A 15,477-nucleotide genomic window follows, 5' to 3' on the forward strand; every position below is an offset into this window, starting at 1 on the left:
ATCATCGCATGCTGGCCCGGTTGTCTCCCGCCGCTGAATCCTTGAACCACGCCGACGATGAACGGCGAATGAGGAACTCATGAGCAAGACCAACGAATCCCTGCTGCAACGCCGTGCCGCCGCTGTCCCGCGTGGCGTAGGCCAGATCCACCCGATCGTCGCCGAGCGCGCTGAAAACGCCACCGTATGGGACGTCGAAGGCCGTGAATACATCGACTTCGCGGGCGGCATTGCGGTGCTGAACACCGGTCACCTGCACCCTAAAGTGATCGCCGCCGTTCAGGAACAGCTGACCAAGCTGACCCACACCTGCTTCCAGGTGCTGGCCTATGAGCCGTACATCGAGCTGTGCGAAGAAATCGCCAAGCGCGTGCCGGGCGACTTCGCCAAGAAAACCCTGCTGGTGACCTCGGGCTCGGAAGCTGTTGAAAACGCCGTCAAGATCGCCCGTGCTGCCACTGGCCGTACCGGCGTGATCGCGTTCACCGGCGCTTACCACGGCCGCACCATGATGACCCTGTCGCTAACCGGCAAGGTCGTGCCGTACTCCGCTGGCATGGGCTTGATGCCTGCTGGCGTGTTCCGCGCCCTGGCACCGTGCGAGCTGCACGGCGTGAGTGAAGACGAGTCGATCGCCAGCATCGAGCGCATCTTCAAGAACGATGCCCAGCCACAAGACATCGCTGCGATCATCATCGAGCCGGTGCAGGGCGAAGGCGGTTTCTACGTCAACTCACCAGCGTTCATGGGCCGCCTGCGCGCCCTGTGCGACCAGCACGGCATTCTGTTGATCGCCGACGAAGTGCAGACCGGCGCCGGTCGTACCGGTACCTTCTTCGCCACTGAACAACTGGGCGTTGTCCCGGACCTGACCACCTTCGCCAAATCGGTCGGCGGTGGCTTCCCGATCTCCGGCGTGTGCGGCAAGGCCGAGATCATGGACACCATCGCTCCAGGCGGCCTGGGCGGCACCTATGCCGGCAGCCCGATTGCCTGTGCCGCGGCCCTGGCCGTGCTGAAAGTGTTCGACGAAGAAAACCTGCTGGCGCGCTCCAACGCAGTCGGCGAAACCCTGAAAGCCCGCCTGCGCCAGATCGCTGAAAAGCACAAGGTCATCGGCGATGTGCGTGGCCTGGGTTCGATGGTTGCCATCGAGCTGTTCGAAAACGGCGACCACAGCAAGCCGGCGGCCGAACTGGTCGGCAAGGTCGTGGCCCGTGCGCGCGAAAAAGGCGTGATCCTGCTGTCGTGCGGCACGTACTACAACGTGATCCGCTTCCTGATGCCTGTCACCATTCCTGACGAGCAACTGGAAAAAGGCATTGCCCTGGTCGCCGAGTGCTTCGACGAACTGGCTTGATGCCTGACGCTTGAATAAAAAACCCGCTTCGGCGGGTTTTTTTACAGGCGCGTCCTATACAGGCACGTCAGGCCGACAGCGCCTGCAACCGGCACATCAGCAATTCCCGAAACCGCAAGGCTTGCGGCGACAGGGGTTTGTAGCTGTTGTGGATCACCGCGATATCAATGCTTTCGCTGGTCACAAACGGCCTGACCTGTAGCTCTGGGATCAGGTTGTCGGAGATGGCGATGGCGTCGACCACAGCGACTTCGCCGCTGGCACGGCTGAAGAGGCTGGCGATCAGCCCGGAGCGCACTTCAAGGCCGATGTTCAAGTGCGGCAACGCCTCGCCATAGACCTTTTCTTCGCTGATGCCGTACAGCTCTTGTAGCGGCACTGAAATCAGCCGGTGGCCGATCAGGTCGTGCGGGGTGATCGAGGCATGGCTGGCCAGTGGGTGCGACGGCGACATGATGCACACCAGCGGGCAACTGAAACGGGCATGCACGGTGATGCTCGGGTGGTTGACCTCAAAGGTGGTGATGCCGATGTCGACGATCTTTTCTGCCACCGCATCGATCATGCCGGCGGGCAGCGGCAGGATGACCTTGACCTGCAGTTCGGGCCGTTCCTTGACCGTGTCGGCCACGCTTTGCGGCACCACGGTCATGCCCAGGCTGGGCGAGGCGGCGATGTACAGGTTGCCCTTGTCCGGGTTGGCCAGCTCTTTGGACAGCGCGTGGACTTTCTCGACATTGCGCCACAGCCGATCAACCTCCTCATACAACTGCCGCGCTTCAGTGGTGGCGACCAGCCGGCCCTTGACCAGCTCGAACAGCTTCAAACCGGTGCGCTGCTGGGTATGACTGAGCATCTTGCTCACGGCCGATTGCGAGATATGCAGCAACTCGGCAGCGCCTGCAATGCTGCCAGTGAGCATGATGGCGCGAAACACTTCCATTTGACGAAGATTCATACGGTGTCCCGGGACGACAGGGGATCAAGCGACGCTGGAGTTTACCCGGGAACGCAACTGACCGACATGCACCGTGATGCAAACACGACCTCGGCGTAGGAGCGCGTTTACCGGAATGCCGGACCACCGCGACCGGCTGCGTTAGCAGTCGTAAATTTTTGGCGGTTCATCAATTTTTATGGCCGCTCCGCGCCCAGTCGCGGGCAAGCGCGCTCCTACAGGTGGTGGTTTTCTTGAAATCCATATATGCAAAAAAAGAATATCCATATGCCTTTATATAGCCTTGAGCAAAGGTTAATGGTGGCCTTCAAATATTCAATTTATAGACTGGCCGCGCGCCAGTAGATTGCACGCACCCGGCTGGCACGCTCTGCAACAGATCCGGAAGATTTATCGCACGCATGGCGCCAGGGACTGGCCCGCTCGCCATTTTTCAACCTTCATTCAGGTGTGTCTCACCCACAGCCGAGCCCTGCGGGCAGGCCGTGCCATGTCAGGTGCTGTCTTCATGAAAACCAAGAACCGTTTTGTTGTAAGCCCGTTGTCAGTGGCTATTTTCGGCGTTGTTGCCAGCCTGAATGTGCACGCGGCCGAGCCTGTCGATCAGGATAACCAGCTGAGTGCCGTAGTCGTGACCGGCACCCGCGCCGATAACCGCACCGAAGCCGAGTCGATGCAGCCTATTCAGGTGGTCTCGGCCAAGGCCCTGCAAGACAGCGGCAGCAGCGAGCTGGGCGAGGCGTTGTCGCGGCTGATTCCGTCGCTCAACTTCCCGCGTCCGGCCAGCTCCGGGTTCAGTGGCATCACCCGGCCTGCGCAAATGCGCGGCCTGGCGCCGGATCAGGTGCTGGTGCTGGTGAACGGCAAGCGCCGCCACACCAGCGCGCTGCTTAATACCAACGTCACCCAGGGCCGCGGCTCGGCGCCGGTGGACCTCAACACCATTCCGGTGTCGGCCATCGATCATGTCGAAGTGCTCAGCGACGGCGCCTCGGCGCGTTATGGCTCCGATGCCATCGCCGGTGTGATCAACATCATCCTCAAGAACGAAGCCTACGGCGGCCAGGCCACCACCAGCCTCGGCCAGACCACCAAGGGCGACGGTATCCAGCGTCACCTGGACGCCGATGCCGGTTTCGCCCTTGGCGAGCAGGGCGCCTTGCACCTGAGTTTCGATGGCAATTCCAACGATTTCACCAGCCGCGCCGGACGTGACCTGCGTAACCCCGGCGCACCGGGTTATGGCGACACCACCTATCGGTTGGGCGATCCAGAGGTCAAGAACGGCAAGCTGTTGATCAATGCCGATTACAACCTGACCGATGAGCTGACCGCCTACGGTGTGGCGTCCTACAACCGCGCCGACGGCAGCACCTGGGATGCCTACCGCAACGGCCGCGCCTCGGTGTACGACGCGCAGGCCTACGCCAATGGCTACCGCCCGACCCTGCATTCGGAATCCGAAGACCAGACGCTGTTGCTCGGCCTCAAAGGCCAGGTGGTCGGCTGGAACTGGGACGCCAGCGTCAACTACGGGCAGAACGAGATGGAGTTCTATACCCGCGACAGCCTCAACCGTTACCTCTTCCGTGACACCGGCAGCCGCCAGAGCGATTTCTACGATGGCACGCTCAAGAGCAGCCAGGCGGTCTACCAGCTCGACTTCAGCAAGGAAATCGACACCGGCCTGCTGCCCAACCCGCTGTCGGTGGCGTTCGGTGTCGAATACCAGCACCAGACCTACAAGGAAAGCAGCGGCGAAGCGTCGTCGTATTACGGCACCGGCGCCGAAGGCTTTTCCGGTTTCCGCGACACCGACAGCGGCAGCTATCGCCGCGATCTGGTCGGCCAGTACATCGACCTGGAAACCAACCTGACCGAGAAATGGCGCGCCTCGGTGGCCCTGCGTCACGACAGCTCGAATGACTTTGGCGGCGCGACCACCGGCTCCCTGTCGAGCCGCTACGACTTCACCCCGCAAGTCGCCGTGCGTGGCAGCCTGTCCACCGGCTACCGTGCGCCATCGCTGGCCCAGCAGCATTATTCGGCGACCACCAGCGCGCTGAACACCTCGATCAACGCCTATCAGGACCAGCGCACCGCCTCGGTCGACGACCCGGTGGCGCGCCTGCTCGGGGCCGAAGACCTCAAGCCCGAGAAGTCGCAGAACATCAGCGCCGGTCTGGTGCTGCAACCGTTCGATGACTTCACCGCGACCGTAGACTTCTACCACATTGCCATCGACGACCGGATCACCCTGTCGAGCAACCTCAACGTACAGAACGCCGCCGCGCAGAACTTCCTGGTGGCCAACGGTGTGCAGCGTGACCTGTATCAGTCGGTGCGCTACTTCACCAACGCGGTCGACACCACCACGCGCGGTGTCGATGTGTCCGGGCAGTACCGCTGGCGCTTCGATAACGGCGGCCGTTTGAACAGCTCGGTCGGCTATTCCTACAGCCAGACCCGCGTCACCGACGTCAAGGAAAACCCGGCGGTGCTCAGCCAGAACGGCCTGAACCTTGAGCGCATCGACCGTCGCGACCGCTATGGCGTGCTCACCGACAGCGCGCCGCGCAGCAAGCTGTCGCTGAGCAACGACTACAGCCTGGGCGACTGGAGCTTTCACAGCAATCTGGTGCGCTACGGCAGCTTCGTGGCGGTCAGCAACAGCGGCCCTGAGTTCGACCAGCGTTATGCGGCCAAGTGGGTGCTCGACCTGTCGACCAGCTACCGCATGCAGGACTGGCTGTTCACCGTGGGCGGCGACAACGTCACCGACGCTTACCCGGACAAACGCAACAGCCTCAACAACCCGGGCCATCAGAACGTCAACTACATCTCGTATTCGCCTTTCGGCATGAATGGGGCGTTCTATTACGTGAAGGCTTCGTACCAGTGGTAAGAAGCACCTTGGCCGGGCTGGCAGCCAGCGTGCTGCTGGCCCTGGCCGTCAGTTTGCCGGCCCATGCAGGCCCGGTGTTGCAGCGCATCGCCGAGCGCGGTGTGCTGACGGTGTGCAGTAACGTCGAGAACCGCCCGTTCGCGTATCTAAGCCCTTCGGGGCAGGCGACAGGTTTCAATCTCGATCTGGCCGAAGACATCCGCGTGCGGCTGTCGGCCGATCTGCAACGCCCGCTGCGCCGCGAGACCGTCGCGACCAGCGGTGCCAACCGGGTGCCGTTTCTCGATCAGGGCAAATGCGACCTGATCATCACCGGCTACAGCGTGACGCCGGCGCGGCAGCGGCTGGTGGACTTTATCGAACCCAACTTCTACAGCTCTGGTGCCGTGTTGCTGGCGCGCAAGGACCGCAACGTCAGTAGCTGGGAAAGCCTTCGCGGTCAGGCGGTGTGCAGCAGCCACGGCTCGACCTACAACCAGGCGGTGGCCGAGCGTTATGGCGTGCGCATTCTGGCGTTTGCCGGGCTGACCGAAAGTGCCCAGGCGCTGCGTGACCAGCGTTGCGTCGGTCAGGTCATGGACGAAGCCGTGGCGCGCTTGCGGCTGCTCAATCAGCGCGAGTGGGCGGATTACGAGATCAAGCTGCCGACCATTCTGGAGTCGCCGTGGAGCATGGCCATCGCCCATGGCGACCCGGAATTTCGTGCAATGCTCGACGGCTATGCCCGCGCCTGGCGCGAAGAAGGGCTGATCGAGGCGCTGGAGAACCGCTATGGCTTGCCGCACAAGCCGGTGCTGGCAGTGGCCGCACCGGTTGCGATCGGCCTGGACGAGCAGGGCGTGCCGCTGATGTTCCAGCGCATCGCCGAGGACTTTCGCCAGCTCAACCGTGACACCGGCTGGAATTTTCCGGTGTTCTACGAGGGCTGGTCGGCGCAGCAATTCATTAACGGCATCGGCCTGACCCTGAAACTGGCGCTGATCTGCATCGTCACCTCGTGCCTGATCGGCCTGCTCGGTGCGCTGGCCATGCGCGGCCCGCGCGTGCTGCGCTGGACGGTACAGGGCTATGTCGAACTGTTGCGCAACACGCCGAGTCTCGCGCAGTTGTACTTTCTGTATTTCGGCATCGGCACGCTACTGCGCGACGGCCTGCCCGGCGCGCAATTGCCCTGGTACGCCGATGCATTCGGCCTGGCGGTGCTGTGCATCAGCCTGCATTACGGCGCCTTTGCCGTCGAAATCTTCCGCGCCGGCTTCAAGGCTGTGCCCGAGACCACCCGCGAGGCGGCGCTGGCCCTGGGTTATGGCCGCTGGGGACGCATGTGGCATGTGCAGTTGCCGATTGCCTTGCGCGCCAGCCTGCCGGCGTTGGGCAACAACATGGTGCAACTGATCAAGGGCACCTCGATTGCTTACGCCGTGGCCGTGCCCGAGGTGCTCTACAGCGCGCAGGAGCTGTGGAACGAACGCAATAACGTGGTGGAAATGATGCTGCTGGTGCTGGCGACCTACCTGGCGTTGATGGCGATACTGGCCTTGCTGCTCGACCGCCTGGAGCGGCGCTTGCGCCTGCCGGGGGTGAGCCTGTGAGTGTGTTTGCCGATCTGCTGCCGTGGTTGCCGATGCTCGGCCGTGGCTTTGTGGTGAATCTGGGCATGGGCGTGGCGGCGATGTTGCTGGCATGCCTGGCCGGTATTGCGCTGGGCGCCGCGCAACTGGCGCCGATGGCCTGGCTGCGTGTACCGGCCAGGGTGCTGACCCAGTTGCTGCGCAATTCGCCGTGGCTGGTGGTGATGTTCTTTGTCATGCACCTGCTGCCGTATGAGCTGCGGGTGTTTGACGCGCGGCTGGCGATTCCCGGCTGGCTCAAGGCGGTCGTGGCGCTGGCGCTGCCGGCCACCGGCAACCTGGCGGAAATCGTTCGCGGCGGCCTGCGGGCCATTCCGCTGGCGCAATGGGAAGCGGCTACCGCGCTGGGTTATGGACCGCTGGCGCGTTTGCGTCAGGTCATTTTGCCTCAAGCGTTGCGACAGATTCTGCCGCCGGCGCTGGGCCTGTATTGCGTGGTCACCATGTCCACCGCGCTGGCCAGCCTGGTCGGTGTCGGCGAGGCGCTGGCGGTGGCCCGCGAGATTCTCGCCGCCGAGGCGCGTACCGATTTGCTGCTGCCGGTCTACGGTGTGGTGCTGGCCGCGTTCTTTTTCTACATCTTTCCCCTTTCGTTGCTGGCGCGCGCTCTGGAGCGCCGCTGGGCCCGCTGGTAGGTGACGTGTTGAACAAACGACTCTTGAATGACCCGTTCATCAAGCTGCAGGGCGTGACCAAGTCTTTTGGCCGCACGCCGGTATTGCAGGGCGTGGACCTGGCCGTGGGGCGCAGCGAAGTGGCCTGCATCATCGGTCCGTCCGGCTCCGGTAAAAGCACGGTGCTGCGCTGCATCAATGCCTTGACCGCACTCGACAGCGGCTCGATCCAGGTGGCCGGAGTGCGCGTCGACGACCGCCGGCTGGACGCGCAGGCGCTGCGCCGTCGGGTCGGCATCGTGTTTCAGGGCTACAACCTGTTCCCGCACCGCACCGTGCTGCAAAACGTGATGATGGCGCCCATTCAGGTGCTGGGCCGCGAGCGCGGCGAGGTCGAGGTTCAGGCCCGTGCGCTGCTGGCCAAGGTGCGCCTGGACGGCAAGGAGAACGCCTACCCCGGCGAACTGTCCGGCGGCCAGCAGCAGCGCGTGGCGATTGCTCGCAGCCTGTGCATGCAGCCCGAGGTCATGCTGTTCGACGAAGTCACCGCCGCGCTGGACCCGGAGACGGTCAAGGAAGTGCTGACGGTGATTCAGGAGATTGCCGCCGAGGGCATGACCTGCCTGCTGGTCACCCACGAGATGCGCTTTGCCCGCCAGGCCGCTGATTACGTGTTCTTCATGGATCAGGGCCGCGTGGTCGAGCATGCCGACGCCGAAAGCCTGTTTGATCGCCCGCAGGACCCGCGCACGCAGGCCTTTCTGGACAAAGTGCTATGAGCCAGGCCTTGCTGGGCCAGCGCTTGCAGACCGGTGGCCGACCGGCATTGCGGGTCGATGTCGCGGTGGTCGGCGGTGGCGCGGCGGGCGTGGCCGCAGCATTGGCGGCCGCCGAGTGCGGGCGCACGGTGGCGTTGATCGAGGATTACGGTTTTCTCGGCGGCACCGCGACCGTGGCCGGCGTGCAGTCCTATTGCGGCTTCTACACCCGCGGGGACGCGCCCGAGCAAGTGGTCGCCGGCATGGGCCAGCGCGTGCTCGATGGCTTGCAGGCCATGGGCCTGGACATCGCCCCGGTGCAGCAAAGCTCTGGCAACTGGATCATCCTGCTCGACCCCGAACGCCTGAAGCGGGTGCTGGATCGTCTGGTCGAAGACGCCGGCATTCGCAGCCTGCTGCATTGCCGGGTGGTGGCCACCGATTTGCAAGGCGGCAAGATCCAGACGTTGCTGTGCAGCGACCCCGACGGGCTGTTTCAGGTCGAGGCGCGCTCGGTGGTCGATGCCACCGGCAATGCCAACATCGCCGCCATGATCGCCCCGCAAAGCGTGCGCCCGCGCATTCAGGCCGCCACGCTGACCGCGCGCATCACCTCGGTCGATACCGCCTGCCAATGGACCCGCAGCGACCTGCAAGCGGCGGCTGCCGATTACCGGCAACGTACCGGCCATCCGTTGGCGCGGGCCAATGGCGGCTTCTTTGTGCGCCTGCCGTGGTCCAACAGTTACTGGGCAATGATGGTCGATGTCGATTTACCCGACTGCACCAGCCCCAGCCTCAGTCGTGCCGAAACCGAAGCCCGGGCGATTGCCCACGATTACCTTGATTCCCTGCGCCGCGTAGTGCCCGGTTTTGCCAAGGCGCAACTGGAAGTCAGCGGCCCGCGCCTGGGCATTCGCGGCACCCGCAGTGTGCGCTCGCAGCAGGACGTACGCGCCTGCGACCTGCTCGAAGCGCGGCGCCGCGCCGATGGCATTGCCCGTTCCGGCTGGCCCTGCGAACTGCACCCGTGCCCTGGCGTCACCGAATACCAACCGATTGCCGGCGACGGCTGGTTTCACGTGCCCTACGGCGCGCTGATTCCCGACGGCTGCTGCAACCTGTGGCTGGCCGGCAGTTGCATCGGCGCCGACGACGAGGCTTTCGGCTCGATACGGGTCATGGGCTGCGCCTTTGCCACCGGGCATGCGGCCGGCGTCGCGGCGGCCTTGTCCTGCGGTCTGGCGCAGCGTGCGCCGCTGGCGGCGATCAAAACCACCTTACTGGAACAAGGAGCGATCCTGTGATGACGCACGACAGCCCGGTGCGCCGGGTACTGGTCACCGGCGCCGCCAGCGGCATTGGCCGCGCCGTGGCCCTGGCGTTTCTTGAACAAGGCAGCGAGGTGATCGGTTGGGACCTGGAGTCCGGGTCGGTCAGTGAATACCCGGTCCATAGCGTCGATATCCGCGACCCGGACGCGCTGCGGCGTGCTGCGGTCGGGCTGGAGCGCCTTGATGTATTGGTCAATTGCGCCGGCATTGCCCGGCGCGGGCATGCGGCGACCTTGTCGGTCGAGGACTGGCAGGCGGTGATCGACACCAACCTGAGCGGCACGTTTTACGCTTGCCAGGCCGCGTTTCCCGCACTCAAGGCGTCCGGCGACGGGCTGATCATCAATATCGGCTCGTTTGTCGCCCATCGTGCCGGCCCTGGCCGTGCCAGTTATGTGGCGAGCAAGGCCGGCGTGGTCGCGATGACCCAGGTGCTGGCGCTGGACTTTGCCGAGTCCGGCATTCGCGCCCTGTCGGTCAGCCCCGGTTACACGCGCACCGACATGGTCGACAGGGCGCTGCAGGCCGGGCGGCTCGATGAGCAACATCTGCTGTCGCGCATTCCGGCGCGGCGCCTGGCGCAACCGAACGAAATCGGCCGGGCGGTACGTGCCCTGGCCGATCCTGCTTTTCAATACGCCAACGGCAGCGACTTTGTGATCGACGGCGGCATCATGGCAAACGGTGTGGATTAATGGCGATGGCAACGATAGATGGGCAAACGACAGACCGGAAAACGACAGACCAGCAGTGGACCGACAATCATCTGGCCCTGCTGGCGGCGCCGCTGCCGGCGCAGACGGCGGCCATTCTCGGCCTGCTGGTGGCCGACACCGTGGCGATTGCCAGCCATGCCCGGCGCAAGCAACTGGGCGGCACGCAGGTGGACCAGGCGCTGGTGCAGGCACAAACCGCCGGCTGCTTGGTATGGGGCGCGGACTTTACGGCCAGCGCCAGCGAGGCTGCGTTTCTCAATGGTTGCGCGGCCGAGGCGCTGGATTTTCAGGAGGTGCTGATCAATCCGCGCAATAACGGCCATGCGGCGGTGGTCATCGTGCCGGCGCTGCTGGCCCTGGCCGAGCAGCGCGGTATCGGCGGCGAGCGCTTGCTGCGTGCGTTGTGGATCGCCTTTGCGGCCAATGTCAGCCTGGCGCAGGCCCTGGGCCGTTCGCACCGCACCGGGCAGGCCGGCTTTCGCACCACCTCACTGATCGCACCGATTGCCGCCAGCCTCGGCGCGGCGGCCTTGATCAGCGACGATCACGCGCTGGCCCTGCATGCCGCCGCGATCACCGCCACGACCTTGAGCGCAGGATTGCTCTCGGCCCTGTCGCCCAAGGTCGGTAGCTACAGCCTCGACAAGGACCTGGCCGTGGGCCTCAGCGCACGCAATGCCCTGCAATCGGTGCTGCTGGCCGAGGCCGGCGCGACCGGGCCGAAGACGCCGTTGACCGGCGAACATGGCTGGCTGGCCAGCTTCGGGTTCGATTCGGCGCAACCTGAGCAACTGTTGATCGATCCGTTGGCGGTGGACCTTGCGGCCTATGCGATCAAGGCCTACCCGGCCTGCTTCGGTTGCCAGTCGGCGATCCGCGCCGCACTGGAAGGCGGCGCCGCGCTGGACCTGGCGCAAGTCACCCGCGTGCGCGTGGAGGTCAATCAGGGCAGCGCCAGTTCGCTGTCGACCCGCGTCATCGGCAATCACCTGGCGGCGCGCTTCAGCCTGCCGTACGCGGTGGCCAGCGCGCTGGTGCGCCAGCGTTCGGTGCTGGAGGACTTCGAGCCGGCAGCGATTGAGGACGCGCAGGTGCTGGCGTTCATGCCGCGTATCGAGGTGGTCGCCAGCCCCGAACTGACCGCGCAGCAACAGGCGACCGGCGGCTTTCCGGCCGTGCTGGTGTTTTATCAGGGCGAGCGTGAAGTGGCGCGGCTCAGCCGCTCCGGGCCGTTCGATGGCCTGGATGCCGAGGCACGGCAGGCGCGGTTCGAAGACAAATTGCAGCAGCTGTGCGAGGCACCGTTGCGCGAGCAATTGCTTGGGCTGCTTAGCGCGCCCCAGACTATCGCGCAGCTGTTTGGGCGCGCCCTGTGAGGTGCCGCGCCTGGCTGGCGACCGGGGTGTGGTTGTGTGCGCTGTCGGGTATGGCAGACGCACAGGCCGCGCCGGTTTCCGAACAGGCGCTGGCGTTGCATCAGCGCTTGCTGGTGCTCGACAGCCACATGGACACCGCGCGGCAACTGGTGCGGCCGGGCTGGGACATTCGGCAACGGCATGACGTTGCCAGCGACCTGTCGCAGGTCGACTTGCCGCGCATGCTGGAAGGCGGACTGGATGGCGGCTTCTGGGCCATCTATACGCCGCAGAACGAGCGCAGCGTGGCAGGGCGTGCGCAGGATGCCGCCTATGGCTTGTCGCAATTGCTGCGCCTGCGCGACCTGACCGAACGTTATCCACACCAGTTCGGCCTGGCGCTGAGCGCAGACGATGCCCGGCGCATTGCCGCTGCCGGCAAGCGCGTGGTGTTCATCAGCATGGAAAATGCCCAGCCACTGGCGGCCGATCCGGCGTTGCTGGCCACCTATCAGCGTCAAGGCCTGCGCATGCTCGGGCTGGTGCACAGCAGCAACAGCGACCTGGCCGACTCGGCCACCGCCATCGGCGAATGGCATGGGCTGAGCCCGACGGGCCGCGAACTGGTGCAGCGCGCCAACTGCCTGGGCGTGCTGCTCGATGCCTCCCATGCGTCGGACCAGGCATTCGATCAGATGCTTGAACTGTCGCAGGCGCCGATCATTCTTTCGCACTCGTCCAGCCGGGCTATCAACCCTCATCCGCGCAATATCGACGATCAGCGGCTGTTGCGACTCGCGGCGCGCGGCGGGGTCATTCAGGTCAATACCTACAGCAGCTACCTGTCGGCGCAAAAGGCCGACCCACGCCGCGACATCGCCTTGCGCCCGCTGTACACCCGTTTGCGGCAGATGGCCGCGCTGACTCAGCCTGAGTTCAGTGAGCTGGCCGTACAGATCGCCGAGGTCGAGCGCCAGTACCCCAAACCGCAGGCCAGCCTCGACGACTTCATGCAGCACCTGTTGCATGTACTGGAACTGGTGGGGCCTGAACATGTCGGAATCGGTGCCGACTGGGACGGTGGCGGCGGGCTGGCCGACCTTGCGGATGTGGCGCAATTGCCGCGCATCACCGAGCGTCTGTTACAGGCTGGTTACAGCGAGCAGAACATTGCGGCGATCTGGGGCGAAAACCTGCTGCGCGTGCTGGATCAGGCCCAGGCGTTTGCCGCGCGTGCTGATAACCAGTGCGTTCAAGCCGCTCCGTGAGCCAGAGGGCGGCCTGAACAACAACCCGCCGCGGCGGGTTTTTTCATACCCTTGGCGGTCTTTTTTCGGCTGATGGCTATATACCGGCGATGGCATTGGCTAAGGTGAAGGCATCGATGTCGGAGAGTGATGATGGCTGCTGTAGATTTGCTTGGCGTACCGCGCGTATTGATCGCAGAGTCCGACCCCTGGATTCGCGAGACCCTCAGTGATCTGGTCCTGAGCGTACGTGCCGATGTCGAGCTGGAGATGTGCACCGATGGCCGACAGGCCGTCGAGTGGATGAAAGGCCATTTGCCCGATCTGATCATTGCGGCCCGTGAACTGCCGTCCATCGACGGCCTGAGCCTGTTGCGCGGGGTGCGCAAGCTGCGCCGCCAGCCGCCGATCCCGTTCATCCTGCTCAGCAGCCGCAACGACGCCGCCAGTGTGCGCGAAGTGTTGCCGCTGGCGCCCACCGCCTACCTGACCAAACCGCTCAACAGCGAGGGCCTGCGCCAACGGCTGCGCACGTTGTTGGTCGAGTGCTCGACCGACGGCCCGGTCAAGGTGCCGGGCATGACCCTGAACAAGTTTCTCGATGCCCGTCGCGACACCGCCGATGGTGCGCCGCTGTTCGTCGATGTCGAATCGGCGCTGGGGCTTAGCCAGGGGCCAAAAGGCCTGGATGTGCATTTGCTTGAGCAAGAGCTGCGCAACGACCCGCACATTACCGCGGTGCTGATTGCCGCCGCCAACACCGCTGCCCAGCATCTGGGCAAGCCGATCCATAGCCTGGGCGGCGCGCTGGCCACATTGGGCGCGGTTCAGAGCGCGCAGATCGCCACCAACCTGAGTAAAAAGCGTATTGCCGTGCTGACCCATGACGGTTTGCTGGCCAAGGCCAGCGAGCTGTGGCTGATGTCGCAGCGCACCGGCGACTACGCGCGCATCCTGGCGCGCATGCTTGAGTTGAATCAGGAGCGCTGTTTCACCGCCGGGCTGTTGCAGTCGCTGGGCGATCTGGCGGTGATCGGTTGCCTGCAAGAGTGGTTGCTCAACGGCGGCAAGCTGGACGACAACACCATCACGCAGATGCTGGAGCAATACTCGGCCGCCTACGGCTCGGCCCTGCGTACCCGCTGGCGCCTGCCGCTGGAGCTGCGCGAGCTGATTGCCGCGCTCTACCAGTACAACACCGGGGTTTTCACCCGCGAAGTGCTGGCCATGAACCTGGCCGGCGAAATGGCGCGGCTCAGCGATGAGCAAAGCGTCAATGTGTTGCTCAAGTCGAAACCCGCGCGCCTGCTCAAACTCGACGTGGACGCCCTGCAACGCCTGCGCAAGAAACTCACCGGCGTGACCGACCCCAGCTTGATGGCGCTGACCCGGGAGCCACTCGAAGAGACGCCAGCGGTTGAGGCCGAGGCCGAAGATGACCTGCCGGACCTGCTCGACCTGACCCCGGAGCCCGAGCGCTCGATGGAAGAAGAGCCTGCGCCAGAGCCCCCGGTCTCGTAACCGCTTACCCCAGCACGATCTGGTTCTTGCCTTGGCGCTTGGCCTGGTACATGGCCGCGTCGGCGCGGGCGTACAGGGCTTCCAGGGTCTGGTCTTCGTCGGTCAGGCAGGTCAGGCCCTGGCTGGCGGTAATGCCAAACGCCTGTTGATCGCTCTGGAAGTGCTGGCGCTGGATTTCACGTTGCAGGCGTTCGGCGATTTGCAGGGCCATCTCCGAGGCACAGCCGGGGAAGATGGCGGCGAACTCTTCACCGCCGATCCGCCCGAACAGATCGCCGCGACGCAGCGTGGTGCGGCCACTTTCGGCGATGCGCTGCAACACGCCATCGCCCACCTGGTGGCCGAAGGTGTCGTTGATTTTCTTGAAGTCGTCGATGTCCAGCAGCAGGAACGACAGCGGCGTGCCTTGCAGGCGCGCCAGTTCAAATTCGCGCTGGGCGCACTCGAAAAAATGCCGGCGGTTGCTGCTCTGGGTCAGCACGTCGGTGGTGGCCAAGCGCTGTAGCTCGTCTTCCAGATGCTTCTTTTCAGTGATGTCTTCAGCCATGCCGACCACCACCAGGCGCTGGTTCGGGTCGGTGCGGTGGCTGACGAAGCACTTGTCGCTGAGCCAGCGCACTTCACCGTCGGCACGGATGATGCGGTATTCGCGGTCTTCGACGGCGCCTTTCTCGATGACTTCGCTGAGGCTGCGCTCGGCATAATTCAGGTCGTCGGGGTAGATGCTGTCGCGCCACTGCGCAAAGTCGGCCAATACCAGGCCCACGGAGCGCCCGAAGACGCGCTCGTAGGCGGGGCTGACGTAGATCATGCGTTGGGTCTCCCAGTCGAACGCCCACAACACGGCGTTGACGCTGACCAGCAAGGAACTGAACAACTGCTCACGCTCGCTTAGACGGGCAACTTCGGCCTGGGCATGCATCAGGGCCATCAAGGTTTCGGCGGCGACAGGCATGCTGCTCAGCGGCTCTTTGTGCGGCGGCACAGGCGCAGCAGCAGGGGTCGTTTTTTCCATGGGCACGGCTTCTCGGGCGGCACGAATTTGATCGCGTCGCTACGTAATAGGTAGGGCAATGGA

Annotated in this window: 12 protein-coding genes; 10 read left to right on the plus strand and 2 right to left on the minus strand. The window is 64.4% G+C overall.

Annotated features, from left to right (window positions below; translation table 11 throughout):
* The first annotated feature begins 79 nt into the window (after positions 1 to 79).
* The gene (gene gabT / locus ACYAS9_RS07335) at positions 80 to 1,360 is read left to right on the plus strand and encodes a 4-aminobutyrate--2-oxoglutarate transaminase (RefSeq protein ID WP_459746942.1); all 1,281 of its coding nucleotides are present in this window, start codon (positions 80 to 82) and stop codon (positions 1,358 to 1,360) included.
* Positions 1,361 to 1,427: 67 nt separating this feature from the next.
* Here gabT and ACYAS9_RS07340 read toward each other — a convergent pair whose 3' ends face one another.
* Entirely contained in the window at positions 1,428 to 2,318 is an 891-nt protein-coding gene (locus ACYAS9_RS07340; RefSeq protein ID WP_463567652.1) for a LysR family transcriptional regulator, read from the minus strand.
* A gap of 508 nt (positions 2,319 to 2,826) precedes the next feature.
* On the opposite strand from ACYAS9_RS07340, the gene ACYAS9_RS07345 reads away from it, so the two are divergent.
* From ACYAS9_RS07345 to ACYAS9_RS07385, 9 genes are all read left to right on the plus strand, one after another.
* Positions 2,827 to 5,223, plus strand: coding sequence for a TonB-dependent receptor plug domain-containing protein (locus ACYAS9_RS07345; RefSeq protein WP_463567653.1), 2,397 nt, complete (start codon positions 2,827 to 2,829; stop codon positions 5,221 to 5,223).
* Positions 5,217 to 6,815: an ABC transporter substrate-binding protein/permease gene (locus tag ACYAS9_RS07350; RefSeq protein ID WP_463567654.1), complete on the plus strand. Its 1,599-nt coding sequence runs from the start codon at positions 5,217 to 5,219 to the stop codon at positions 6,813 to 6,815. Before ACYAS9_RS07345 ends, ACYAS9_RS07350 begins: the two co-directional genes overlap by 7 nt.
* The gene (locus ACYAS9_RS07355; protein ID WP_463567655.1) at positions 6,812 to 7,489 is read left to right on the plus strand and encodes an amino acid ABC transporter permease; all 678 of its coding nucleotides are present in this window, start codon (positions 6,812 to 6,814) and stop codon (positions 7,487 to 7,489) included. The genes ACYAS9_RS07350 and ACYAS9_RS07355 overlap by 4 nt, the downstream gene beginning before the upstream one ends.
* A gap of 8 nt (positions 7,490 to 7,497) precedes the next feature.
* Complete coding sequence (locus ACYAS9_RS07360; RefSeq protein WP_463567656.1) at positions 7,498 to 8,247, plus strand: amino acid ABC transporter ATP-binding protein; 750 nt, start codon at positions 7,498 to 7,500, stop codon at positions 8,245 to 8,247.
* Positions 8,244 to 9,533 (plus strand): FAD-dependent oxidoreductase, encoded by a 1,290-nt coding sequence (locus ACYAS9_RS07365; RefSeq protein WP_463567657.1) that lies wholly within the window; start codon positions 8,244 to 8,246, stop codon positions 9,531 to 9,533. Before ACYAS9_RS07360 ends, ACYAS9_RS07365 begins: the two co-directional genes overlap by 4 nt.
* Positions 9,533 to 10,255 carry an SDR family NAD(P)-dependent oxidoreductase gene (locus ACYAS9_RS07370; protein ID WP_463567658.1) on the plus strand — a complete coding sequence of 241 codons (723 nt, stop codon included), beginning with the start codon at positions 9,533 to 9,535 and terminating at the stop codon, positions 10,253 to 10,255. The genes ACYAS9_RS07365 and ACYAS9_RS07370 overlap by 1 nt, the downstream gene beginning before the upstream one ends.
* Positions 10,256 to 10,260: 5 nt before the next feature.
* Entirely contained in the window at positions 10,261 to 11,652 is a 1,392-nt protein-coding gene (locus ACYAS9_RS07375) for an MmgE/PrpD family protein (RefSeq protein ID WP_463567659.1), read from the plus strand.
* Positions 11,653 to 11,702: 50 nt separating this feature from the next.
* A complete protein-coding gene (locus tag ACYAS9_RS07380; RefSeq protein WP_463567660.1) occupies positions 11,703 to 12,899 on the plus strand; it encodes a dipeptidase in 1,197 nt (398 codons plus the stop codon).
* 129 nt (positions 12,900 to 13,028) lie between these two features.
* Positions 13,029 to 14,399, plus strand: a complete 1,371-nt coding sequence (locus ACYAS9_RS07385) for an HDOD domain-containing protein (protein ID WP_463567661.1) — start codon at positions 13,029 to 13,031, stop codon at positions 14,397 to 14,399.
* A gap of 4 nt (positions 14,400 to 14,403) precedes the next feature.
* Here ACYAS9_RS07385 and ACYAS9_RS07390 read toward each other — a convergent pair whose 3' ends face one another.
* Complete coding sequence (locus ACYAS9_RS07390; protein WP_463567662.1) at positions 14,404 to 15,414, minus strand: GGDEF domain-containing protein; 1,011 nt, start codon at positions 15,412 to 15,414, stop codon at positions 14,404 to 14,406.
* Between the last annotated feature and the right edge of the window lie 63 nt (positions 15,415 to 15,477).

Source organism: Pseudomonas sp. HP_08 (genome assembly GCF_055284095.1).

Coding starts and splice junctions, on each gene's coding strand:
- gabT (WP_459746942.1), top strand. CDS start 80: ATGAGCAAGACCAACGAATCCCTGCTGCAACGCCGTGCCGCCGCTGTC.
- ACYAS9_RS07340 (WP_463567652.1), bottom strand. CDS start 2,318: ATGAATCTTCGTCAAATGGAAGTGTTTCGCGCCATCATGCTCACTGGC.
- ACYAS9_RS07345 (WP_463567653.1), top strand. CDS start 2,827: ATGAAAACCAAGAACCGTTTTGTTGTAAGCCCGTTGTCAGTGGCTATT.
- ACYAS9_RS07365 (WP_463567657.1), top strand. CDS start 8,244: ATGAGCCAGGCCTTGCTGGGCCAGCGCTTGCAGACCGGTGGCCGACCG.
- ACYAS9_RS07370 (WP_463567658.1), top strand. CDS start 9,533: ATGACGCACGACAGCCCGGTGCGCCGGGTACTGGTCACCGGCGCCGCC.
- ACYAS9_RS07375 (WP_463567659.1), top strand. CDS start 10,261: ATGGCAACGATAGATGGGCAAACGACAGACCGGAAAACGACAGACCAG.
- ACYAS9_RS07380 (WP_463567660.1), top strand. CDS start 11,703: ATGGCAGACGCACAGGCCGCGCCGGTTTCCGAACAGGCGCTGGCGTTG.
- ACYAS9_RS07385 (WP_463567661.1), top strand. CDS start 13,029: ATGATGGCTGCTGTAGATTTGCTTGGCGTACCGCGCGTATTGATCGCA.
- ACYAS9_RS07390 (WP_463567662.1), bottom strand. CDS start 15,414: ATGGAAAAAACGACCCCTGCTGCTGCGCCTGTGCCGCCGCACAAAGAG.